Origin of the sequence: Actinomycetospora sp. TBRC 11914, assembly GCF_012933465.1 — a bacterium.
GTDB lineage: Bacteria > Actinomycetota > Actinomycetes > Mycobacteriales > Pseudonocardiaceae > Actinomycetospora.
Genome location: NZ_JABBND010000024.1, coordinates 42,698 through 65,159 on the forward strand (window position 1 = coordinate 42,698; position 22,462 = coordinate 65,159).

The window sequence follows — 22,462 nt, forward strand, 5'->3', positions numbered from 1 at the left end:
CCGGTCCGCCGGTCGTCCCGCGCCCGGGACGCCCGCGTCCGGGCACGAAGAAGCCCCGTGGCCCTGCCAGGTCGGGGGTCCGGCAGCGCCACGGGGCTCGTGTGGTGTGTCGTCCCGGCCCCGGCGTTCGTTACCCGTCCCGGCAGGTTCACCCGGCCGGCGCAGAAACGCGCCGCCGGTCCACGCTCCGTGCCCGGACGGCGGCGTCCGTGTCTAGTGGCGCCCGAGCAGGAACCGGCCGAAGTGCGGCACGGTGAACGCGATCCAGCCGCGCTCGGCGGAGAACACCAGTCCCTTGCGCAGCAGGCTGTCGCGGGCCGGGGAGAGCGACGAGGCCCGTTTGCCGAGGTGCTTCGCGAGCGCGGAGGTGAGCACCGGGTCGTCGGTGCCCTCGGCGAGCTCGGCCATCCCCTGGAGGTACTCCCGCTCGGCCGGCGTCGCCCGCTCGTAGCGGGACCCGAAGAAGCCGACGGCGAGCTCGGCGCCCGCGTCCGGCGCCGCGACCCGCACGTCCTCGGCGTCGATCGGGCTCTGCACCGCGGCGTCCCAGGCGGCCTTGCCGTAGGCCTGGACGAAGTAGGGATAGCCGCCGGAGACCTCGTAGAGCGCGTCGAGCGCCTCCTGGGTGAGCTTCGCGTCCTCGCGCTCGGCCGGGGCGGTGAGCGCGAAATCGGCGTCGGCGCGGTCCAGCTGGCCGATGCGCACGTAGCGGAAGAGCCGCTCGGAGTACGACTTCGACGCGGAGAGCACGGCCGGGAGGTGCGGCAGGCCGGCGCCGACGACGACGAGCGGCGCCCCGGACTGCGAGAGCTCGTGGCAGGCCGCGCACAGCGCCGAGACGTCGTCGATCCGCAGGTCCTGCATCTCGTCGATGAGCAGGGCGACGCCCACCCCGACGTCGGCCGCGAGCTCGGCCACCACCGCGAACAGCTCGACGAGGTCGATCTCGATGTCGCCGGAGTCGGCCCGGCCGGAGAGCACGGGCGCGTCGATCCCCGGCTGCCACCGGTCCTTGAGCTTGGCGTCGGACGGGGTCGCCTTGAGCGCGAACGCCTTGAGGACGCCGAGCGTCTCCTCGACGCGGTCGGGGGCGCGGTGGCGGACGGCGAGGTCGCGCACGGCGCGGTGCAGGGCGGCGGCGAGCGGGCGGCGGAGGTCGGCGTCGGGGCGGGCCTCGATCTTCCCGGCGCCCCAGCCGGCGCGGACGGCCATCGAGCGCAGCTCGCCCAGCAGCACCGTCTTCCCGACCCCGCGCAGGCCGGTCAGCACCAGGCTGCGCTCCGGGCGGCCGCGGGCGACCCGCTCGAGCACGACGTCGAACGCGTCCAGCTCCTTGTCGCGTCCGGCCAGTTCGGGCGGGCGCTGGCCCGCGCCGGGGGCGAACGGGTTCCGCACCGGGTCCATGCCCTCGGAGAGTATGGGCCCGTCTAGTGATCACCGGATACGTCGGGAGAAACGGCGATCGGCGTGTCGCCCGATCGGGATGTCTACGGTCGTCTCGCCCGGGCGCTAGACGGCGGGATACGACGCGATCCGAGCGAGGGGCACCATCGCTCGATCTATCCGCCCGGAGGTGCCCTTCGCTCGGAGCTCGGTCGCCGCGCCGTTCCGAGCGAGGGGCACCACCGCTCGATCTATCCGGCGGTGGCCGCCCCTCGCCGGGACTGCGGTCGCCGCGCCGTTCCGAGCGAGGGGCACCACCGCTCGATCTATCCGGCGGTGGGCGCCCCCCGCCGGGGCCTCGGTCGCGGGTTCGTTCCGAGCGAGGGGCACCGTCGCTCGATCTATCCGAGCGGGGGTGCCCTTCGCTCAGGCGCCGGGACCCCCGGCACCGCCGCGCAGTCGGTCGAGGCCGGGCCAGACGACGGCGGTGAGCATCCGCGCGAGGACGTCGGCCGGCGGCTCGTCCGATGCCGGGTGCCCGTCGCCCCCCGCGGTCGCGCTCCGCTGGGCCGCGTCGCCCCCGCCGAGCCACCAGTCGGTCAGGCCCTCCGCGGCACCGACGAGGGTGTGCGCGATCGGCTCGGCCGCGGCCACCGACCCGCCGAGCTCCGCGGCGAGCAGCTCCGCCGCGCGCCGGACGATCCCCCGCCGGGCGGCGTCGACCTGGCCGGCGAACTCACCCGTCGAGGCCTGCCGGTAGAGCACCGTCCAGCCCTGCCGGTGGGTGGTGACGGCGTGGAAGAACGCGCGCAGCGCGCGGTACAGGCGTGCCTCGGCGTCGTCGGGACCCGTCGTCGTGACCCCGGACCCGACCGCCGCCGTCATCGCCGTGACCAGCCGGTCCGCCTCGCGGGCCAGGCAGGCGGCGAACAGCTCGTCCTTGGTGCCGCCGTGGGCGTAGACGAGCGGCTTCGAGACGCCGGCGCGGGCCGCGATCGCGTCCATCGACGCGCCGTGCAGCCCCTCCTCGGAGAACACCGCGATCGCCGCGTCGAGCACCTGGCGGCGGCGCACCTCCGGGGCGAGGCGGCGGCGAGCGGTGCGGGTCACGCTTGCATCTTATCTACTACTGCGTAAAGTAGCGACTGTTCGCGGGACCGCTGGTACCGCACATCCCTGACGACGACGCCGGAGAGAAGGCCGTGGCCGAGAAGATCGACGTGAACGAGCTGGGTCGCAGCGTCGACCTCAAGACGCTGTCCGACGAGGACCTGGTGGACGCCATGCGCAACGCGCTGGCCGAGCCCGAGTCCGCGAAGAACGTGGACGCCTCGATCTTCGCGCGGCTGGTGAAGGGCGCGAAGAAGTCGCAGCTCGAGGCGCTGATGAACTCCGACGCCCGCCGGCCCGTGATCGACGCGATCTTCGGGCGGATGAGCGAGTTCTACTCGTCGTCGGGGGCGAGCGCGAAGCGCCAGGTCGTGCACTGGCACGTCACCGGGGCTCCCGGCGGCGGCAGCGACGACTACCAGACCGTGATGCAGCACGGCACCTGCACGGTGTCGACCAGCCTCGACGAGGAGCCGCGCACCGAGCTGTTCATGAACGGCACGGAGTTCCTCAAGGTCGTCACCAACAACGCCAACCCGATCACCCTGTTCATGACCCGCAAGCTCAAGGTCTCCGGGGACGTCGGGTTCGCGACCGCCCTGCAGAAGATGTTCACCATCCCCTCGGCCTGAAGGACCCCCCATGGCTTTCTCGATGGAACTGTCCGAGGACCACACCGACCTGCGCGACTGGGCGCACGGCTTCGCCGAGGAGGTCATCCGCCCGGCGGCCGAGGAGTGGGACGAGCGCGAGGAGACCCCCTGGCCGGTCCTGCAGGAGGCCGCGAAGATCGAGCTCTACAACTTCGAGACGCTCGCGTCCTTCTGGGGTGACGAGACCGGGCTGTCGCTGCCGATCGTCAACGAGGAGCTCTTCTGGGGCGACGGCGGCATCGGCATGGCGATCTTCGGCACGACCCTCGCCGTCGCCGGCATCTTCGCCTCGGGCACGCCCGAGCAGATGGTCGAGTTCATCCCGCAGTGCTACGGCGACGCCGACGACGTCAAGGTCGGTGCCTTCTGCTCCTCGGAGCCGGAGTCGGGCTCGGACGTCTCGGCGATGCGGACCAAGGCCGTCTACGACGAGGCCAAGGACCAGTGGACGCTCTCGGGCCAGAAGGCCTGGGCCACCAACGGCGGGATCGCCAACATCCACGTGGTGCAGGCCGTGGTCGACCCGTCGCTGGGCAGCCGGGGGCAGGCCGCGTTCGTGGTGCCGCCGAACACGCCGGGCCTCGAGTCCACGCGCAAGATCAAGAAGATGGGGCTGCGCGCCTCGCACACCGCCGACGTGTTCCTCGACGACGTCGTCGTCCCCGGCTCCTGCCTGCTCGGCGGGAAGGACAAGCTCGACGAGCGCCTGGCCCGGGCACGGGAGGGCGCCAAGTCCAAGGGCTCGGCGGCGATGCAGACCTTCGAGCTCTCGCGCCCGACCGTCGGGGCCCAGGCCGTGGGCATCGCCCGGGCGGCCTACGAGTACGCGCTCGAGTACGCCAAGGGCCGGGAGACGTTCGGCCGGCCGATCATCGACAACCAGTCGATCGCCTTCACCCTCGCCGACATGAAGACCGAGATCGACGCGGCACGGATGCTCGTGTGGCGGGCCGCCTGGATGGGGCGCAACGGCGTGCCGTTCGAGGCGGGCGAGGGCTCGATGTCGAAGCTGAAGGCCGGCCGGACCGCGGTGTGGGCCACCGAGCGGGCCATCCAGATCCTCGGCGGCGCCGGCTACTCCCGGGAGCACCCCGTGGAGCGCATGCACCGCGACTCGAAGATCTACGACATCTTCGAGGGCACCGAGCAGATCCAGCAGCTCGTCATCGCCCGCTCCATCTCCGGGCGCCACATCCCCTGACGCTCCCCAGCGGCATCGGCGCCGGTCACGAGGGTTCTCCTCGTGATCGGCGCCGTCGTGTGTCCTCGCCGTACGTCGTCCCCGGCGTGCGGTCTTCGTCAGCAAGCTCATGATCAGGCCGTCGTCAGGCCGTCGGAGGTATGCACGGCGGCCCCGAGCAAGGCGTCCACGGCCTGCCGAGCGCGAGCGTGGCTCGACGGCACGAGGTGGGTGTAGGTCCGGAGCGTGAAGCCGGGGTCGGTGTGGCCCAGGTACTCGGCGACCTCCTTGATCGAGACGCCGCCGGCCAGGAGCGTCGAGGCGTAAAAGTGCCGCAGGGCGTGCATACCGTCGGTCCGAGGTTCGTAGGCGAGCTCGGCGGTCCGGAACGCCCCGCGCCACATCACCTTGTTGAAGTGGTCGCCCGAGTGGGGCGCGCCCCGCTCGTTGGTCAGCAGCAGCTCGACCTCGACGGTGCGCCCTCCCGGCTCCAACCACGGCAGCCGGACCCGGACCGGGGGAAAGGCCCGACGATGTGTCGCGACGGCGCCGCGGACCCTGTCGGGCAGCGGGACGCTCCGGGACTTGCCGCCCTTGGGTGGGGCGAAGACGAGCTGACCGCGGATGATCCGCAGTTGCCGAACGACGTGCACCACCGACTCTACGGCGTCGACGTCACCGGGCGAGAGCCCGAGTACTTCACCCTGACGCAGGCCGAGCCCGGCCCCGAGGTCGACCGCGAGACGCCACCGCTCGGCCAGCCCTTCCTGCACGGCGCGGACTCGTTCCACCGGCCACGGCACGACGCGGCGGCTGGATCGCCGCGGCTTCTTGATGCTCCGTGCCTGACAAGGATTGTCACGAATGAGCTTGTCCTCGACGGCGGCGTTCATGATCGAGGAGAGCGTGTCGAAGAGGACCGCCCGATACGTCCCGTCGAGTCGTCGCTCCTCCAGCCATGCGAGCCAGTCACGCACGCGGGCCGGCCCGACGGCATCGACCGGGCGCCGGTCGAAGAATGGGTAGAGCTGGCTGCGCAGCCGGCTCTCGATGGACTGTCGGGAGGACGCGTCGCTGGACTGTCCCTTGACCCAACTCTCCGCGTACTCGCGGAACGGCAGCTTGCCGGCGTCCGGGTCGAGGTAGGTCCCCGCGCGGACACCGGACTCCATCTCCCCGAGGAAGTCCTCCGCGGCCTTCTTGCGTCGGTCAGGGAACGACTTCGACCGCTCTCGGCCCTCGGGGTCGATGTAGCGCACCTTGTAGCGAAGGCCGGTGCCGTGCAGGTCGGTGCGCTCTCGTCGCGTCTCGCCGGTGAGCTCGTCCCGCACGGTCCGGAACCAACGGTCTTGTACGTGGCCCATGAGTGATCACGCCGCTTCGGGCTGGGTCGCCCATGCCCGGACCTGATCAGGCGCGTACCGGAGGTGACGACCGATCTTCCGGACCGGAGGACCCTCGCCGCGCCACTTCCACTGGTAGAGCGTCTTCACAGGGATGCCGAGGTAGGCCGAGACGTCGTCGACCGACCAGAGACCCTCCGTCGGTGTGGTCGTCATGCTGCTGCTCCTTGATCGTGAGTTGCCGAGCTGACGTCGTCCTTGGCTTGGTCGTACTGCTGGCGCCATCGGCGGCGTTGGGCGATCGATCGGAGGAGTAGTTCGAGCCGGTCGGGTTGGTCGGGGTCTTGGGGTCCGATGAGCTGCCAGGTGTAGCGCTCGGAGTCGGCTTCGTCGGTGTCGTGTTCGGGCTTGGCGCCGACGGCGCCGAGGACGCGCAGGACGTGGGTGCGGCGTTCGCCGCGGTGTTCGGTGAGGGTCTTGCCGGACCACTTCCGCGAGACGAGGCAGCGGCGGCCGCCGTATCCGAGGTGTCCGGCCTTGTGTGCCTTGGCCTTGCACTTGCCCGGGGCGAGCCCGGCCCGGGCGCCCTTCGGGGTGATGCCGTACAGGAGCCAGTTCGGGCAGGTCTCTGAGCACGGCTCGTACCGGAGCGCGTCGACGAGCCGGTCGACGTGATGTTCGGCGGCCGGCGTCTCCGGTGCGTGGCACTCGGCGACGCCCTTGGTCAGGTACTTGGTCAGGTAGCCCAGCGCCCGTTCGGCTTCGCCGGTCTCGCCGAGGACGCCTTGAACGTCGACCTGTGGGCCGAACCCGAGCACGTGGGCGGGGATGGCGTCGTCGCCGGTGGTGTGGGTGTCGAGGGCCTGCTCCCAGGTTGGGAGCGGGAGCCCGGTGTCGGGGTCGACGTAGCAGGAGTGCTTGCGGGTCTCGTCCCAGACTGGCGGGTTCTCCACCGTGTAGACGGGTTGGTCGGCTGGGGGCCACCAGACTTGGTGGTAGGTGGCGGCGGCGACCTCACGGATCAACTTGCGCGGGAGGGTGCCGCGGATGGCGGCGTGCAGGTGTGGTGCGCCGCGGCGTTGGGGTTCGACGGCGGCGAAGTACTGGATGTTCCAGCCGGCGGCTCGGCGCAGGTTCTGCCAGAACCGATCGACGAGCTTGCCGAAGTGCAGCGCGTCGCGGGCGGCGCGGCGGTAGTCGTAGCGGTCGGGGTCGCGTGGGGCGCCGTCGGAGCGGACCGGCCCGTACGAGGGCAGGGTCATCGTCACGAAGGTCGAGGGCCGGTAGGTCCGCCCGTTGGGGGCCTCGAACACCCGCCCGGTGGTCTGGGCGCGGACCTTGTGCCGAGGCAGGTTGGGGGCGTCCTGACGGCGTCGGGTGCTGCGGGTCCTCCGCTTCGGCCCCTGCTCCCCGTCGTCTTCTTCGCCGCGCGGATGGCGGGGGGTGGTGAGGGTGCCGCGGATGCCTTCGGCGCGCAGCAGGGCGTCGGCTTGGTCGATGGCCGCCTCGAGGTCGCGGGCGCGGTCGGTGTCGCCGTGCTCGAGCGCGGCGGCGTGGTCGTCTTCGAGGTCGGCGCGGTGGCCGAGCAGGGCCCGTTGCCGCACGGTGGGTTCGGCGGTGGTGATGGTGGGTTCCTCGGACAGGTGCCAGCCTTCGCGGGCCTGGTGCATCCGCAACCGCCGCGCCCGAGCCGCGCACGGTCCACAGACCGCCGCCCGGGTGGCCCCGCAGGGGATCGGGACCACCGTGGCCTGTCCGGTCTCGGTGTCGATCCGTCGGACCGCGAGCGGACGCACGCAGGCGCCGACCTCTTCGGCGTGCGTGATCGCCAGTTCCCGGGCGAGTGGGGCGGTGATCTTCCCGACCGGCACCGGCCCCGGCTCCTGGACCGTCTCGGGGGCGGTCATCGGCGGGCCTTGCGGCGCGGCCGAGGGGTGTCCTCGGGCTGGTCGGCGGTGTCGTCGAGGATTTCGCCGTCGATGACGTCCGGGACCAGCCGGGAGGGGGTGGGGTAGGTGTCGGCGAGCCAGGCGAGTTGGTCGTCGTCGACGAACCCGGCCCTGACCTTGGTCACGGTCGGGGAGCCGTCCTCGATGACGTAACCGATCCCGGGCGCGGTGATCGGGATGCGGTCGGCGGTGGCGCCGCGGTCGCGGGCCCCGTCGCCGAGGACCATCGCCACCTCGGACTTCTCGGACAGGCGTAGGGCGATGCGGGTGGTGAACAGGTTCCGCAGCTCCAGGACGTCCTTGCGGGGGTCCTGCACACACCCGACCACCGAGACGCCGGGGGCGCGGCCCTTGGTCAGCAGCCGGCCCAGCGCGAGCTTGGCCCGATCACGCAGCTGCCGATCCCCGAGATAGGCGGTCAGCGAGGCGATCTCGTCGACCACCACCAGGTAGAACGGCTCGGCGACCGTCGGGACGTGCTGGCGGGAGACCCCGCGGAGCTCCTTGGCTCGGGCCTGGACGAGGTCGGCGGCCAGTTCCAGGGCCTCAACCATCTCGGCATCCGTTTCGCACGCAAGGTGCCAGAACAGGCCGGGGTAGAGCCCGAACTCCATGCCGCCCTTCGGGTCGATCCCGATCACCCGCACCGACCCCGCCGCAATCGCCGGCGCGAGCTGAGTGAACAACGCCGCCACCACCGTCGACTTCCCCGCCCCGGTCGCGCCGGCGACGAGGAGGTGGCGGCCGCGGAGCTGGAGCAGCCACGGCGTGCCGTCCTCGCGCTGCCCAAGCTCCAGCGCGGACAGGTCGACATCATCGGGAGTGCGGGGTGGCGCGACGCCGTCGAGCAGGGTGTCGGCGGCGATCACCCGCAGCAGACACCACCCCCGCCGCGTCGGGTAGGGCAGGACGCGGACCTCCAGGGCATGGAACTCCGAGCGCAACGCATCACAGCGTTCCGCGAGGTCCTCGGCGGTCACCCCGGGACAGAGCTGCACCGACAGGACGTCGGCATAGCGACCCAGCTGGACCCACCACAACCGCGGAACCCGAACGGTGTGGTGGGCGTCGCGGGCGGCGAGCCCGCAGGAGGCCAACAGGTCGCTCCAGGTCCAGCGGTAGCGGACGCGGCGGGCGAACCGGTCCGCCCGGGACTCGACGAGCCGGTCGAACGAGTCCGGCCACATCCATCGCCACCCAGCCCCAGCTGCGAGCAACACCGCGGCGAAGGCGAGGCCGGCCATGCGGCCCTCCAGGTTCCACAGCACCACGACCCCGGCGAACGCGGCGCCGACGAGGGGGACATAGGCCAGGAACCACACGGCCATGCCCGCGGCCCACACCGTCAGGGCGATCAGGCGGACGGTGGCGGCCAACGCGGACCGGCGGAGGCGGGCGCCGAGGGTGATGGGGCGTTCGATGCGGGTGGGCTGGATGTCGGCGCGGCGGCGGACGGTGGTGCCGCGCAGCGCGGAGGTGTCGAAAAGCTGCAACCCAAGAAGCGGAGACATCAGGAGGCCTTCCGGGAGCGTCCACACCGGGTGGGGTGCAGGGCGGTGAGGGGGAAGAGGGGCTGTTGGTCGAGGTGGCCGGCACACCGTCGTCGGTCGCGGCGGGGGCGGTCATCGCTGAGGCGGGCGCGGCAGACCTCGCAGCGCGCGGCGACTATCTCGACGGCGCTCACGCCACCGCGCCCGACGGCTCGGCATGTCGGCGAGGGCGTCGAGGTGGCGGGCGTGGTCGCGGAGCTGCACGTAGAGCCGGCCCCGCTCGGTGGCGGACAGCCCGCCGAACACGCCATAGCGCGCCAACGGGGGCTCGCGGGTCATCGCCTCAGCCAGGCACGCCGCCTGCACCGGGCACCCGGCACAGACCTGCTTGGCCTGCTCCACCCGGGCAGCGCCGAGGAGTCCGGTCTCGGTGGGCGGGAAGAACACCGTCTCGTCCATCCCCGCGCACGCGGCGTCCTCGTGCCAGTCGGGGACCGAGCCGCCCTCGAAGACCAGCTCGCGGACCAGGGACCGCAGCCGCTCACGGGTCATCCGCCGCACCGAGCGGACCGGGCGGGTCGTCGGGTCGACGGTGCTCACGCCGCACCCCCCGAAGCAGGACCGGGTACGCGCGCCGCGACCGTGGCGGCGGGAACCGTCCAGCGCTCGCACGCCTCGACGAACACCTGCAGGGCGGCGAGCAGGGAGCGGGCTGCTTCCAGCTCCTCGTCGCTGACCTCGTCGAGGTGCCGCGGGGTCAGGGTGAGCACTGTGCGGGCGTCCTCGACGACGTCGAGGATCGGGGTCTGATCCGGCGGGGTGATCACCTCGGCCCGCCCGATCGGGGTCAGGCGCACCGACAGCCCGCGCATCAGGCCACCGCCTCAGCCGACTTGCCCGACGACGTGGCGTGGCGGCGGTTCTGGCCGGGGGCGTGCATCCCAGTCGCGCGCAGGCTGAACGCCACCCGCGGTCGCGGGCTGTTGGAGTCCAGGTACGGGGTGACCTCCAGGCCCTCGAACTCCACCGGCCGGAACGGCAGACCGGGCAGCGCTTCCGGGGGCACCGGCTGCACCTCGGCCGCGATCTTCACCGTCACCGACCGCTCGGCCTTGCGGGCCTCGGGGTCCGGGTCGTGGACCCCGACCTCCCACAGCGGCAGCCCCGTCACGGTGTCGTGCTGCTGCACGAACTTGTCCTTGCTCGACCGATCGAAGTCGCGGACGGGCTCTGCGCCGTCGGTGGTCAGGAACGCGCCGTGCGGGAACACGTCTTCCATCGCCACCCGCAGACGCCGCTTGATTGCCATGATCGATTGCTCCACTTCGCTGAATCGAGACCCGCTGGTCGGGGTCTGCGTCTAGCGTCGGAGCGGTCACGGGGGTCGACCCGGAAGAAAATTCCGGGGTCCTTCGCCGGGGCGGAGGGAGGTTGTTGCCATGCGAGGCATGACCGAATCACTGACCATCGGCGAGCGCGTGGCGTTCTACCGCCGCCGTCGCGGCCTGTCCCAGAGTGTCGTGGCCGGGCTGGTCGGCCGAACCGAGGACTGGCTGAGCAAGATCGAGAACAACCGGGCCGAACTCGACCGGCTCTCGGTGATCCGGAAGTTCGCCGACGTCCTCGATGTCTCGCTCGGTGACCTCCTCGGTGAACCGACCTTGCTCGACTGGACCGCCGAGAGCGGAACGAGCACCGTCCCCGCTCTCCGCGCCGTGTTGATGGACTATCGCCAGCTCAACAGCGTCTTGCGTCGGGCTTCGGTAGCGACCGAGGCACCGGCCCTGGACAACATCGAGCGTGACGTCGCAGCGGTCTTCGACGCCTACCAGGCGTCCCGGTTCGGATTCGTCACCACGCGTATGCCGCTGCTGCTCACCGACGCGCTCGCCGCCGCCGACTTCTACGACGGACCGGCCGGCGAACGCGCACACGCAATGCTCGCACTCGCCTACCAGGTCTCGGCGTCCACGCTGACGAAGCTGGGGGAGTGCGATCTCGCGTGGATGGCGGCTGACCGTGGACTCGCCGCAGCGCAACGCTCCGGGAGCCTCCCCGTCATGGGGTCTCTGCTCCGGTCGGTCGTGCACTCCCTGCTCTCGACCGGCCGCTACGACGCCGCGGTCCAGCTGACCGCCGACGGCTCCGACCATCTCTCGGGCTCACTCGGCGGCGCCGACACCCGACTCTGGTCGGTGTATGGGTCGCTGTTCCTAGCGGGGGCCATGGCGTCGTCTCGCATGGACGATCGCGGCATGACCCGGGACTTCCTCGAGCAGGCGCAGCGGGCCGCCGGTTACCTCGGCGCTGACGCCAACCACATGTGGACCGCCTTCGGCCCGACCAACGTCGCCATCCACCGCGTTGCGACCGCGATGGAACTCGGCGACGTGCAGGTCGCGGCCGACCTCGGCCCCACGGTCGACACGTCCGGCCTCCCAACCGAACGGCGGGTCCGCCACGCCCTGGAGACCGCGCGCGCCCTCTCGGTGTCCGGACGACGCGACCAGGCACTCGTCACCGTTCTCGACGCGGAAAGGCTCGCCCCCGAGCAGGTCCGCCACCACTTCATCAGCCGCCAGCTTGTGCTCTCGTGGATGAAGAACCCTCGCGGCACCGTCACGACCGAGTTGGGCGCTTTGGCCCATCGCCTGCGGCTCGCCGCTTGAACAGGCACACCTGAGCCGGCGCCCGGCCGTCAGTACCCTCACGGGCATGAGCGCACCGGAGGACTCGTTCGCTACGCCGCGCGTCGCGGCCGGAGCCTTCTTCCTCGATGCCTCGGGTCGGGTCCTGCTCGTGCACCCGACCTACAAGGACACCTGGGACATCCCCGGCGGGTACGTCGAGCGAGGCGAGTCGCCAGCGTCGGCCTGTCGACGCGAGGTACGGGAAGAACTCGCTCTCGATCGCGAACCGCTTCGCCTGGCCGCCGTGGACTGGGCTCCCAACGACCGCGAGGGTGACAAGCTGCTGTTCGTCTTCGACTGCGGTCCGCTCGGCGAGGACGAGGCCCGTATCCAGCTCGACGGGCGCGAACTCGACCGCTGGGAATGGGTCGGACGCGACCGACTCGACGAGTACCTCATCCCCCGTCTTGCCCGCCGCGTCGGCTCACTGATGGCCGGGGACACCGAAGGTGGAGCGTACTTCGAGCACGGTGTTCCGTTCCCTGGGCCGGCGCTGGTCTGATCCTGGGTCGCCTCCGCGCTCATGGCCGCGCGGGGCCGAGGCCAACCGCGATGGACCGCCTTCGGCGGGCGGTCTGTCGGCCCCGGAGCGTCACACGGGCGTCCTCACGTTCAAGGGTGCTTCGCATCGCTGCGCGACGGACTCCGTCCGCCCTTGATCGCGAGCCTCGACGCCCGTGCTCAGGCGCTCCAAGCGCGGCGGGGGCAGCACCCCGCCACCACCTCCGGGGCCGACAGACCCCGGCTGCGCTTGGAGGCCCCCATGACCATGCTTCGCGATCTCCTCGCCACCTGGGAGAACTGGTCCGCCCGCGACACCCTGACCCGCGCCCTCAGTACCGCGACCACCGAACACGACCGCGACGTCCTCCGACGTGGGCTGCACACGACTCCTGACGTCGACCCGCTCGACGCACTGCGCGCCGGCTCCGAGCTCGTCGCGCTGCTCCGCGGCTGGCAGTGGCAGGCCGTCTACGCCGCCCGACGCGCCGGTTCGTCCTGGAACCATGTCGCGTGCGCGCTCGACATCACCGCCGAGCAGGCCCGTGCGGACTACCTCGCCGCAGTCGTGCAGCAGGAGCGCCACGGGATCAGCGACGTCACCGCCTACCGCGAGGTCCTGTAGCCGCCGCCGTGCCGGGTTGACCTCTCTTCAGGAGAGCCCCACCAGGACCCCGGCCCTGTGCTCCACCCGGACCCCGGCGCTGTGCTCCAGGACCCTGGAACTGTGGTTGTGGACAAGGCCGGTACGACCTGCACCTCCGGCACGACCTGCACGACCACCGGCACGACGGGCACGACGGGCACGACGGGCACGAACGGCAAGCCCGGCACCGATATCGTGAAGGGCACCGACGGGACCGGCCACGCCGACAACGGCACCGGCAAGACCGGCACCGGCACGACTGGCACGACCGGCCGCTGACCCGTCCTCACCGCTAGCCCGGCCCCGACACTCGCGGGGCCGGGCCAAACGTCGTCACGGCGCCGCGGCACTCCAGCCACGGCAGAACACCGGGCCCGAGGGCGCTTGCGCAGCCCAAGTAACTCCTAAGGGCGGGCAGCGTCCGTTGCGGGACGCACGCAGGCGCCGACGTCTTCGGCGTGCGCGACCGCGAGTTCCCGGGCGAGCGTGAGCGCGTTGCCGAGTTGACCTCTCTTCAGTCAAGGCGGCGCCTCCGGCGCCGCGCCGGCACGGCCCTCGGCCCTGGCCTCCCGCTCCGCTTCGGCGGGCCGGGGCCTGCCGGCTGCGCACCGTGGCGGACCTAATTCTTCGAGGGCCGGTCCTCGTTCGCTTGTCGGCGCTGACGTACTTCCTCGTCAAGGGTGCGGGCCTGCTCGTGGTCCCCGAGCGCGTGCAGGTCGGTGGCGAGGTTGTTGGCTGAGGTCAGGGTGTCGGGGTGGTCCTCGCCCAGGACCCGGCGGCGGCGGGTGAGGGTGTCCTCGTTGAGGGTGCGGGCCTGCTCGTAGTCCCCGAGCTCGCGCAGGTCGATGGCGAGGTTGTTGGCCGAGAGCAGGGTGTGGGGGTGGTCCTCGCCCAGGACCCGGCGTTTACGGGTGAGGGTGTCCTCGTTGAGGGTGCGGGCCTGCTCGTAGTCCCCGAGCTCGCGCAGGTCGAGGGCGAGGTTGTTGGCCGTGCTCAGGGTGTCGGGGTGGTCCTCGCCCAGGACCCGGCGGAAGCGGGTGAGGGTGTCCTCGTTGAGGGTGCGGGCCTGCTCGTAGTCCCCGAGCGCGTGCAGGTCGAGGGCGAGGTTGTTGGCCGAGCTCAGGGTGTCGGGGTGGTCCTCGCCCAGGACCCGGCGGGTGCGGGTGAGGGTGTCCTCGTCGAGGGTGCGGGCCTGCTCGTAGTCCCTGAGCGCGCGCAGGTCGTTGGCGAGGTTGTTGGCCGTGCTCAGGGTGTGGGGGTGGTCCTCGCCCAGGACCCGGCGGGAGCGGGTAAGGGTGTCCTCGTCGAGGGTGCGGGCCTGGCCAAAGCGCCCCACCGCGCGTAAGTCGATGGCGAGGTCGTTGGCCGAGGACAGCGTCGTTTGGTGGTCGGGGCCGAGGCGCGCGAGGTTGCGTTCGTGGGCTTGTTCAAACAGCGGCAGCGCGCGCCAGGGGTCACCGCGGGTCTGGAGGTAGTCGCCGCTTTTGGTCAGCAGCCAGCACGCCTGGTCCTCGTTGGCGTGGGCGTAGGACCCGGTGCTGACCGCGAGGGCATGGGGCAGCAGTTGCGCCCACACCGGCCAGGTCTCAGGGCTGTTCCACGGAACCTCCGGCGCCTCCGCTCGCACCAACGACACCGCCACCGAACCGAGATGCACGTTCATGGGGCATCGGCGCCGTTGTCGTGTTCTCGATCGTGGCGCTCACGCAGGAGGGCCTGGACCAGGCGGTGAAGGGTCAGCGAGTCGGTGTCGATTCGGGCGAGGGCGCGGCGACGTAGCTGGCCGGTGAGGTCGGTGAAGGCCAGCGGGTCGCCCGCGACCGCTGCGAGGGGGTCGGGCAGCAGGTCGGTGTGGCCGGTGAACAGGCTAAAGGGGATGGGTTCTGGCGCCAGATAGGCGCCAATGGTCAGTAGCTGCAGCGCAGCCGGCTCGTCATCGGCCAGGTGGTCGAAGACCAGCCCCCAGCTCGCGGCGAGCGAGGTTGGGTAGTCGGCGGGCCGGCCGCGGGCGGTGATCTCCCTCGCGCGGGAGTCGAGCAGTCGTAGGTAGTGCTCGGTGTCCATGCCGCTCTCGGCGAGGTAAGCGCCGGCCTGGGTCAGCGCGAGCGGCAGCCGATCAAGGGCTGCGGCGACGCGTGCTGCCTCGGTGTCGGAGAGCGCGGGGGCGCGAGCTTGCAGCAGGGTGACCGCCTCACCGCGACCGAGGACGTCGAGGGCGACCGGGTCGGCGATGCCCTCCCAGTTCGGGTTTCGCGAGGTGATCAAAACGTGGCCTGGCCCGGCCGGTAGGTGCTCGAGCAGGGTGGCGGGGTCTTCGGCGTTGTCGAAGCAGATCAGCCATCGGTCGTGGTCGTGGAAGAAAGTGTGCAGCCGGGCCACTGCGACCCCGACCGCTTCCGAGGTTCCCGCGAGGCCGATGCTTTGGGCGCATTCGGCCAGGGATGCGGGGATCATCGCGGGGTCCTCGGAGGGGACCCACCACACCAGGTCATAGTCCTCGCCATGGCAGTGGGCGTATTCGATGGCGAGGGCAGTCTTGCCGACTCCGCCCATGCCGTGCAGTGCGTGGATCACGCTCACCGCTCGCTCACCCTGCTCCAGCGCGGCGCGCAGCACGGCGAAGACCTCGCTGCGGCCGGTGAAGACCTGGTTGCGTGGCGGCACCCGCCACACCCGCAGACCAGCCGAGGTCGCGGGGCTGTCGCCGATCGTGACGGTGAGCTTGTGGAGGGCGCGTTCTACCAGTGTCGCCAGCTCGTCGGGGCTCGTGGCCGTGTCACGCGTGATGCGGGCCTGTCCGACCCGACGGCGGAATGCTTCTTGCTCCCTGGCGTGCTCGACCTCGGCGAAGAGCTCCCGGTGGCCCTCGGTGGTGTCGAGCAGGAACACCAGCAGTGGTTTACCGGCCCGGTGGGCGGTGTCGAACTCCAACTCGGTATAGGACACGGTCGGGTGGTGATCGGGCACGGTCGAGCCGTAGCGGAAGCCGAGCACCCCGAGATAGACATCGGTGGATTCCACCGCCTCCCGGCACACCTGGACCGGCGGGTGCGGCTCAGCGCTCCAATGCTTCATGTCCACTGGAACGTGACCGGCCGCAATGACAGCGGCCTCGACCTTGTCGATGAACGACGCCCCGGCAGGATGGCGGCGCAGTTCGCTGGTGTGACTCAGGAACACCCGCAACGGTCGACCCTGGCTACCCCCCATGGGTCCTAGCATCCCGGAACGTCACGCACAGCAACACCACCGGGGGCGCAGGATGGAACAGGCCGACACCACGGCATCAGACGAACCCGCTCCATCACCGTCGCGCTCGGAGCCCAGTAGCCCGATGCCATCTGGCGCGGCCGAGTCCGCTCGCGCTGAGCGACCGGACCCCACGTGGGAGCGGCTGGAGGACCAACTGCGGTGGTACAGCCAGGCCAGTCGTCGCGCGAAGTCCTCCTTCCAGCGGCTCAAGGTCGCCGAGCTCATCGTGGGCGCCACCGTGCCGGTGGTGGCGGCGCTGCAGGTGCCGGCGGCGATCACCGCGGTCCTCGCGGCGCTGGTGGTGATCGCTGAAGGGGTGCAGCAGCTGTTCGGCTGGCAACGCGACTGGCTGGGCTACCGCGGGGTGCTGCAGTCGCTCAAGCGGGAGAAGTTCCTTTTCCTCGCCCACGCCGGCCCTTACACGGGACCTGACCGGACCGGGGTGCTGGCCGCACGCATCGAGACGCTCATGGCCCAGGAACACAGCTCCTGGACCGAGAACCACGACGCCGACTATGACACCGGCACACGCCCCCAGTAGTCCCACGCCGCGGCCGCAGACCCATGCCTACAGCCGCCACGCACCCGCCCGCACGTCGTGTGCCTCCTGCGCCCGACCAAGGACGTCGAGGTCGAGGGCGAGGTTGTTGGCCGTGCTCAGGGTGTTGGGGTGGTCGTCGCCCAGGACCCGGCGTTTACGGGTGAGGGTGTCCTCGTTGAGGGTGCGGGCCTGCTCGTAGTCCCCGAGCGCGTGCAGGTCGAGGGCGAGGTTGTTGGCCGTGCTCAGGGTGTTGGGGTGGTCCTCGCCCAGGACCCGGCGTTTACGGGTGAGGGTGTCCTCGTTGAGGGTGCGGGCCTGCTCGTAGTGCTCGAGCGCGTGCAGGTCGAGGGCGAGGTTGTTGGCCGAGAGCAGGGTGTTGGGGTGGTCCTCGCCCAGGACCCGGCGGGAGCGGGTGAGGGTGTCCTCGTTGAGGGTGCGGGCCTGCTCGTAGTGCTCGAGCGCGTGCAGGTCGAGGGCGAGGTTGGCGGCCGAGAGCAGGGTGCTGGGGTGGTCCTCGCCCAGGACCCGGCGGGAGCGGGTGAGGGTGTCCTCGTTGAGGGTGCGGGCCTGCTCGTAGTCCCCGAGCTCGCGCAGGTCGAGGGCGAGGTTGTTGGCCGAGCTCAGGGTGTCGGGGTGGTCGTCGCCCAGGACCCGGCGGGAGCGGGTAAGGGTGTCCTCGTCGAGGGTGCGGGCCTGGCCAAAGCGCCCCACCGCGCGCAGGTCGACGGCGAGGTCGTTGGCCGAGGACAGCGTCGTTTGGTGGTCGGGGCCGAGGCGCGCGAGGTTGCGTTCGTAGGCTTGTTCAAACAGCGGCAGCGCGCGCCACGGGTCACCGCGGGTCTGCAGGTAGTCGCCGCTCTTGGTCAGCAGCCAGCACGCCTGGTCCTCGTCGGCGTGGCCGTAGGACCCGGCGCTGACCGCGAGGGCATGGGGCAGCAACTGCGCCCACACCGGCCAGGTCTCAGGGCTGTTCCACGGAACCTCCGGCGCCTCCGCCCGCACCACCAACGCCGCCACCGAACCGAGGTACGTGCCCACACTGGGAGCGTGCCACCGATGCGCTCTGGGGACACGCGTGCTGCCACTTGCAGCCAACTCGGCGCACGCCCCCGGATTCTTCCGACCGTGGACGAAGCCCAACCTGTGGAGACGGACACCACCGGACCGCGTCGGAAGCTCGCGAGCCAGTCGCAAGACGAAGGCTGCCCAGGCCGTCGTCAGGCCGTCGAAGGTCGGAGAGCGCCCAGCGGAGCTGAGAAGTGTCGAGCAGCTTCGGCCCAGGTCGGAGCAGGTCCTGTCGCGGTAACCGCAGGTCGCCGACGACCCGCGACAGATCTACGACATCTTCGAGGGCACCGAGCAGATCCAGCAGCTCGTGATCGCCCGCTCGATCTCGGGGCGCCACATCGCCTGAGAGCCCGGTCCTCGGCGACGCTCCCCGCGGAGCGGACGGCCCGTTCGTGCGCCCCGTCGGCGCCGCGAGCGGGCCGTCCGTGTGTCGGCCGCCGGGGTCAGTGCGTCGGCGGCGGGCCGAGGATCTCGATCTGGTGGCGCGCGGCGGCGTGGCCGAGACGCTCGACGTCGACGGGGCCCGGCACCGGCAGCTCACGGCGGCGGGCCGGCTCCCCGACCTCGGCGGCGAAGTCCTCGAAGCCGCCGGGCGTGGTGATCTGCAGGGCCCGCAGCGGTTCGTCGACGCCGACGAGGAACGTGTGCGGCAGGCCGGCGGGCAGCAGGACGAAGTCCCCCGGCCCGGCCTCGAACGTCTCCCCGTCGCCGGTGAACCGGGCGGAGCCCGCGAGGACGTAGAAGGCCTCGTCCTCCTCGAGGTGCCGGTGCAGCGGCGGGGCGAAGCCCGCCGGGTGGGCGATCTCGACCACGGTCAGCCGGCCGCGGGTCTCGGCGCCGCCCGCCTTGACCGTCGCCAGGGTGCCGAGGAACCACAGGGCCTCGCCCTCGTCGGGGCGCCGGCGGTAGGGCCGGAGGGAATCGCTGACGGACACGCGCGGACCTCTCGATCGACGCCCGCCCTCGGGCGGGACGACGGAACGGGCGGGGGACATCACCTGGAGTGAGGACAGTAGCGGATCATTCTCCAGTAATCACCCTGGTGGCCCTGGTTCTCTGACTCTCGGTGACCACACTAGGGACATGGTCGTCATGATGGTGCTCGCCGTCGTCATCATCGGCGTCACCGTGGCCGTCCGGTATCGACGACGTCGTCGGCGGGCAGCGGCGCTCGGGGCCTGGGCCGCGCGCGAAGGCTGGACGTTCACCAGCACCGACCCCTCCGTCCGCACCATCCCGTGCGGTCCCGCCGAGCACCGGGCGACCGAGCGCCACGTCCTGCGCGGGACCGCCCGCGACGGCCGGCCGGCGGTCGCCTTCGACGCCTCGTACGTCGTCCGGCAGGTGGGCTCGGCGGGTTCCGCGGGCGACGACGGCGACGGGTCGACCGGCGGCCCGACGACCGTCGCGCAGGCGGTGGTCGCGACGACCGTCGCGCCCTCGGTCCCCGGCGGGCACCCGATGGTCCAGGTGTCGCCGTACCGGGGTGTCCGCTTCCTGCGCCGGCTCGGGCGTGACCGCCGGGCCGTCGTGACGGGGCTCCCGGACTTCGACGACCACTTCGACCTGCTCACCGACCACCCGGTCGCGGCCGCGGCCACCGTCGGGCCCGAGGTGCTCGCGTGGCTCGTCGCCGACCCGCGCATGCGCACGACGTCGTTCCGGCTCCAGGGGGACACCCTCGCGGTGTGGCGTGGTGGGGAGCTGACCCCGGATCTCCTCGGACACCTGCTGGACCTGGCGACGGAGCTGCGCACCCGGCTCGGGCAGGACGGGCACCGCGTGGTCGCGTGACCGTCGAGCGGACTCCCACGGCCCCCGCCGCAGCCCTGGAGGTCCGCTCGTGCGGACGGGTCCCGCGAGCGGCGTCACCGACCTCTGGTGCGGCCCCGGCGGGGCGCAGGACACTGGGTCCCCTGCGACCGACGGCCCCCAGGAGGCACACGTGACGGCGACGACCGGGATGCAGAAGGCCCACCTCGGGTCCGCGGCGGCGGACACCCACGGCGCGATCTCGAAGCGGACGGTCGAGCTCGACGGCGTCAGCGTCACGGAGGTGACGTTCGGCGTGGGCGCGCGGTGGTCGAAGGACCTCAAGCCCGACGTCGGCACCGAGTCCTGCGAGCTGCCCCACGTGGCGCTGGTGCTGTCCGGCACGCTGCACGTGGTGATGGACGACGGGAGCGAGGACGAGTTCGGCCCGCACGACGTGATGCTCCTCCCGCCCGGCCACGACGCCTGGTCGGTCGGTGACGAGCCCTGCACCTTCGTCGAGTTCTCCCGCGGGAACGATCTCTACCTGACCTGAGGTCGCGGGAGGGGGGACCGACGACGACGCCACCCCCGCCCGGGGGGATTGCCGGACAGTGACGCCGGGCACACGACCCCCGCACGCCCGACCCGCGGAGGACCGCATGGCCGTCGACACCCCGATCCCCGCCGACCCGTCGGGGACGCCCCACCAGCTCACCGAGGCGCTCGGCACGGACTTCTTCTCGGTCCGCGACCAGTTCACCGCGCAGCAGTGGGACACGTTCACCGCGATGCGGCGCTTCGTCGACCACGAGGTGATCCCCGCGGCGGCCGCGGCGTGGGACGCCGCCGAGATGTCGTGGGACGTCATCCACGGCCTGCCCCGCCTCGGCGTCGTGGGCGACGACATCACCGGCTACGGCTGCCCCGGCCTCGACCCGCTGACCCACGGGCTCGTGGCCATGGAGCTGGCGCGCGGTGACGGCAGCCTCGCGACGTTCCACGCCGTGCAGTCGGGCCTGGCGATGAAGGCGATCGCCATGCTGGGCTCGGAGGAGCAGAAGCAGGAGTTCCTGCCGGCCATGGCCCGCCTCGACCTCATCGGCGCCTTCGGGCTCACCGAGCCCGAGCACGGGTCCGACTCGGTGTCGCTGTCGACCACCGCCCGGCGCGACGGCGACGACTGGGTCATCGACGGCCGCAAGCGCTGGATCGGCAACGGGAGCATCGCCGGCCGCACCGTGGTCTGGGCCCGCGACACCGAGACCCAGGCGGTCAAGGGCTTCCTCGTCGACACCTCCACGCCGGGGTACGAGGGCACCGTCATCCCCCGCAAGGGATCCATGCGCTCGGTCTGGCAGGCGGACATCGTGCTCGACGGCGTGCGCGTGCCCGACCGTGACCGGCTGCCGGGCGGCGAGTCGTTCAAGGACACCGGTCGCGTGCTCGCCACCACCCGCGGCACCTGCGCCTGGATGGCGCTCGGACACGCGACCGCGGCCTACGACGCCGCCCTGCGCTACGCGCTGGAGCGCACGCAGTTCGGCCGGCCACTGGCCTCGTTCCAGATCGTGCAGGAGCGCCTGGTCAAGATGCTCGCCGAGCTCACGGGGATGCAGCTCTACTGCATGCAGATCGCGCGGCTGGCCGAGCAGGGGGACCTGGCCCCGACCATCGCCGGGCTGGCCAAGATGAACAACACCCGCAAGGCCCGCTGGGTGATCGCCGAGGCCCGCGACCTGCTGGGCGGCAACGGCATCCTCCTCGACAACCACGTGATGCGGCACATGGCCGACATCGAGTCGATCCACACCTTCGAGGGCACCGAGACGGTGCAGACGCTGATCGTGGGCCGCGAGATCACCGGCCACAGCGCCTTCACCTGAGCCGGGGTCGGCTCAGCCCTTCCACCACTTCGGCCCCTTCACCTCGACCGAGCCGAAGGCGACCTTGCCGCTGACGACGACGTGCGGGCGCCCCGTCGCCCGGCCGCCGCGGCGCTTGTCCTCGACGCTGCCGGCCGTCGCGCTCACCGCGTCGAGCGAGGCGCTCGCCGTGGGCGGCAGCCGCAGCTCCACCGAGCCGAGCGTCATGTCGACGTCGACCTCCACGACCTCGTGGTCGATCACGGCCTCCGTGAGGTCCAGCTCGGCCGACCCCAGCCACCCGTCGATCTCGAGCCGGCGCGGCACCGCCCACACCCCGGACCGCTTCACCGAGCTCATCCGCGCGTGGAGGGCGACCGTGCCGCTGGTGTCGCCGGCGGCGTAGGCGGCGCGCGTCTCGTCCGGCGGCGGGGCGGCACTCGTCCGGGTCTGCCGCGACTCGGCCGCGGTCCGGGCCCGGGCGCGGTCGGGGTGCTCCAGGGGCAGGTCGACCACGAGCCCGTTGAGCTCGCGGCGGGTGCGCGCGGTGGTCGCGAGGCCCGACCGGCGGTCGAACTCGAGGGTGTCGAGGAGCCCGCGGGAGACGGCCGCCTGGAGCAGGCCGACGACGTGCTCGCGGTCGTCGTGGTCGACGGGGAGGTCGGCCGGGCTCGGGGGCAGGTCGCCGGAGTGCCCGGCGGAGGTCCCGGGTCCCGACGACGGGTGCGGGGCGTCCCGCGGCGCGTCCTGCGGCTCGGGAGTCGTGGCGGGCGCGGCGGTCTCGGCCGCGCCGGCCGGCGGCGTCGGGGTGAGCTCCTCGGCGGGCGAGGCGGTGCCGGTGGGCGAGGCGGGCGCGGGGGCGGTGGGGGTGGGGGTGGGCGCCTGCTCGCGCCGGTCCTCGTCGGTCATGTCACGGAGCCTGCCGTCCTCCGGGCCGGGAGACCTCCGGGTCGGACCCTGAACTCCACCCCGAGGTGGGTTCGGCGCGGCCCGGGTGGGACCCCGGCCGGTGATGGGCACGGGAGGCAGGTCGGCGGAC

At 72.0% G+C, this 22,462-nt stretch carries 24 protein-coding genes; 10 read left to right on the top strand and 14 right to left on the bottom strand.

Features of this window, described 5'->3' with window-relative positions; genetic code table 11:
* Positions 1 to 213 precede the first annotated feature (213 nt).
* Together HH311_RS27395 and HH311_RS27400 are read right to left on the bottom strand one after the other, a co-directional pair.
* A complete protein-coding gene (locus tag HH311_RS27395) occupies positions 214 to 1,404 on the bottom strand; it encodes an ATP-binding protein (protein ID WP_169186888.1) in 1,191 nt (396 codons plus the stop codon).
* 405 nt (positions 1,405 to 1,809) lie between these two features.
* Positions 1,810 to 2,493 (bottom strand): TetR/AcrR family transcriptional regulator, encoded by a 684-nt coding sequence (locus tag HH311_RS27400; RefSeq protein WP_169186889.1) that lies wholly within the window; start codon positions 2,491 to 2,493, stop codon positions 1,810 to 1,812.
* 92 nt (positions 2,494 to 2,585) lie between these two features.
* Here HH311_RS27400 and HH311_RS27405 point away from each other — a divergent pair, with 92 nt between their 5' ends.
* Positions 2,586 to 3,125, top strand: a complete 540-nt coding sequence (locus HH311_RS27405) for an SCP2 sterol-binding domain-containing protein (RefSeq protein WP_169186890.1) — start codon at positions 2,586 to 2,588, stop codon at positions 3,123 to 3,125.
* 10 nt (positions 3,126 to 3,135) lie between these two features.
* Complete coding sequence (locus HH311_RS27410; protein ID WP_169186891.1) at positions 3,136 to 4,347, top strand: acyl-CoA dehydrogenase family protein; 1,212 nt, start codon at positions 3,136 to 3,138, stop codon at positions 4,345 to 4,347.
* Between the two features lie 113 nt (positions 4,348 to 4,460).
* Here HH311_RS27410 and HH311_RS27415 read toward each other — a convergent pair whose 3' ends face one another.
* The 7 genes from HH311_RS27415 to HH311_RS27445 all read right to left on the bottom strand — a co-directional run bounded on the left by HH311_RS27415 (position 4,461) and on the right by HH311_RS27445 (position 10,417).
* Positions 4,461 to 5,657 (bottom strand): site-specific integrase, encoded by a 1,197-nt coding sequence (locus HH311_RS27415; RefSeq protein ID WP_312030444.1) that lies wholly within the window; start codon positions 5,655 to 5,657, stop codon positions 4,461 to 4,463.
* A gap of 39 nt (positions 5,658 to 5,696) precedes the next feature.
* Positions 5,697 to 5,885, bottom strand: coding sequence for a helix-turn-helix domain-containing protein (locus HH311_RS27420; RefSeq protein WP_169186893.1), 189 nt, complete (start codon positions 5,883 to 5,885; stop codon positions 5,697 to 5,699).
* Positions 5,882 to 7,576 carry a replication initiator gene (locus HH311_RS27425; protein ID WP_169186894.1) on the bottom strand — a complete coding sequence of 565 codons (1,695 nt, stop codon included), beginning with the start codon at positions 7,574 to 7,576 and terminating at the stop codon, positions 5,882 to 5,884. Before HH311_RS27425 ends, HH311_RS27420 begins: the two co-directional genes overlap by 4 nt.
* Complete coding sequence (locus HH311_RS27430) at positions 7,573 to 9,111, bottom strand: FtsK/SpoIIIE domain-containing protein (RefSeq protein WP_169186895.1); 1,539 nt, start codon at positions 9,109 to 9,111, stop codon at positions 7,573 to 7,575. The genes HH311_RS27425 and HH311_RS27430 overlap by 4 nt, the downstream gene beginning before the upstream one ends.
* A gap of 129 nt (positions 9,112 to 9,240) precedes the next feature.
* On the bottom strand, positions 9,241 to 9,708 hold the full coding sequence (locus HH311_RS27435; protein ID WP_312030445.1) for a WhiB family transcriptional regulator: 468 nt from the start codon (positions 9,706 to 9,708) through the stop codon (positions 9,241 to 9,243).
* Complete coding sequence (locus tag HH311_RS27440) at positions 9,705 to 9,980, bottom strand: hypothetical protein (protein ID WP_169186896.1); 276 nt, start codon at positions 9,978 to 9,980, stop codon at positions 9,705 to 9,707. Before HH311_RS27440 ends, HH311_RS27435 begins: the two co-directional genes overlap by 4 nt.
* Positions 9,980 to 10,417 (bottom strand): plasmid replication, integration and excision activator, encoded by a 438-nt coding sequence (locus tag HH311_RS27445; RefSeq protein ID WP_169186897.1) that lies wholly within the window; start codon positions 10,415 to 10,417, stop codon positions 9,980 to 9,982. Before HH311_RS27445 ends, HH311_RS27440 begins: the two co-directional genes overlap by 1 nt.
* 139 nt (positions 10,418 to 10,556) lie before the next feature.
* Here HH311_RS27445 and HH311_RS27450 point away from each other — a divergent pair, with 139 nt between their 5' ends.
* The 4 genes from HH311_RS27450 to HH311_RS27465 all read left to right on the top strand — a co-directional run bounded on the left by HH311_RS27450 (position 10,557) and on the right by HH311_RS27465 (position 13,224).
* Positions 10,557 to 11,777, top strand: a complete 1,221-nt coding sequence (locus tag HH311_RS27450) for a helix-turn-helix domain-containing protein (RefSeq protein ID WP_169186898.1) — start codon at positions 10,557 to 10,559, stop codon at positions 11,775 to 11,777.
* 46 nt (positions 11,778 to 11,823) lie between these two features.
* A complete protein-coding gene (locus tag HH311_RS27455; RefSeq protein WP_169186899.1) occupies positions 11,824 to 12,300 on the top strand; it encodes an NUDIX hydrolase in 477 nt (158 codons plus the stop codon).
* A 261-nt stretch (positions 12,301 to 12,561) separates the two neighbouring features.
* A complete protein-coding gene (locus tag HH311_RS27460) occupies positions 12,562 to 12,924 on the top strand; it encodes a hypothetical protein (protein ID WP_169186900.1) in 363 nt (120 codons plus the stop codon).
* A 108-nt stretch (positions 12,925 to 13,032) separates the two neighbouring features.
* Positions 13,033 to 13,224, top strand: a complete 192-nt coding sequence (locus HH311_RS27465; protein ID WP_169186859.1) for a hypothetical protein — start codon at positions 13,033 to 13,035, stop codon at positions 13,222 to 13,224.
* Positions 13,225 to 13,564: 340 nt separating this feature from the next.
* Here the strand turns inward: HH311_RS27465 and HH311_RS27470 are convergent, their stop codons facing one another.
* Complete coding sequence (locus HH311_RS27470) at positions 13,565 to 14,572, bottom strand: tetratricopeptide repeat protein (RefSeq protein WP_211190890.1); 1,008 nt, start codon at positions 14,570 to 14,572, stop codon at positions 13,565 to 13,567.
* Between the two features lie 32 nt (positions 14,573 to 14,604).
* A complete protein-coding gene (gene fxsT / locus HH311_RS27475; RefSeq protein ID WP_312030447.1) occupies positions 14,605 to 16,125 on the bottom strand; it encodes an FxSxx-COOH system tetratricopeptide repeat protein in 1,521 nt (506 codons plus the stop codon).
* A gap of 154 nt (positions 16,126 to 16,279) precedes the next feature.
* Here fxsT and HH311_RS27480 point away from each other — a divergent pair, with 154 nt between their 5' ends.
* Entirely contained in the window at positions 16,280 to 16,738 is a 459-nt protein-coding gene (locus tag HH311_RS27480; protein ID WP_169186903.1) for a DUF4231 domain-containing protein, read from the top strand.
* 27 nt (positions 16,739 to 16,765) lie between these two features.
* Here HH311_RS27480 and HH311_RS27485 read toward each other — a convergent pair whose 3' ends face one another.
* Both HH311_RS27485 and HH311_RS27490 read right to left on the bottom strand, forming a co-directional pair.
* Entirely contained in the window at positions 16,766 to 17,776 is a 1,011-nt protein-coding gene (locus tag HH311_RS27485) for a tetratricopeptide repeat protein (protein ID WP_169186904.1), read from the bottom strand.
* A gap of 473 nt (positions 17,777 to 18,249) precedes the next feature.
* The gene (locus HH311_RS27490) at positions 18,250 to 18,741 is read right to left on the bottom strand and encodes a quercetin 2,3-dioxygenase (protein WP_312030446.1); all 492 of its coding nucleotides are present in this window, start codon (positions 18,739 to 18,741) and stop codon (positions 18,250 to 18,252) included.
* Positions 18,742 to 18,889: 148 nt separating this feature from the next.
* Between HH311_RS27490 and HH311_RS27495 the strand changes: the two genes are divergently transcribed.
* The 3 genes from HH311_RS27495 to HH311_RS27505 all read left to right on the top strand — a co-directional run bounded on the left by HH311_RS27495 (position 18,890) and on the right by HH311_RS27505 (position 21,444).
* Complete coding sequence (locus HH311_RS27495; protein WP_169186906.1) at positions 18,890 to 19,600, top strand: hypothetical protein; 711 nt, start codon at positions 18,890 to 18,892, stop codon at positions 19,598 to 19,600.
* A 151-nt stretch (positions 19,601 to 19,751) separates the two neighbouring features.
* On the top strand, positions 19,752 to 20,114 hold the full coding sequence (locus HH311_RS27500; RefSeq protein WP_248304279.1) for a cupin domain-containing protein: 363 nt from the start codon (positions 19,752 to 19,754) through the stop codon (positions 20,112 to 20,114).
* Between the two features lie 106 nt (positions 20,115 to 20,220).
* Complete coding sequence (locus HH311_RS27505) at positions 20,221 to 21,444, top strand: acyl-CoA dehydrogenase family protein (protein WP_169186907.1); 1,224 nt, start codon at positions 20,221 to 20,223, stop codon at positions 21,442 to 21,444.
* A 12-nt stretch (positions 21,445 to 21,456) separates the two neighbouring features.
* Here the strand turns inward: HH311_RS27505 and HH311_RS27510 are convergent, their stop codons facing one another.
* The gene (locus HH311_RS27510) at positions 21,457 to 22,332 is read right to left on the bottom strand and encodes a DUF1707 domain-containing protein (protein ID WP_169186908.1); all 876 of its coding nucleotides are present in this window, start codon (positions 22,330 to 22,332) and stop codon (positions 21,457 to 21,459) included.
* Positions 22,333 to 22,462 lie beyond the last annotated feature (130 nt).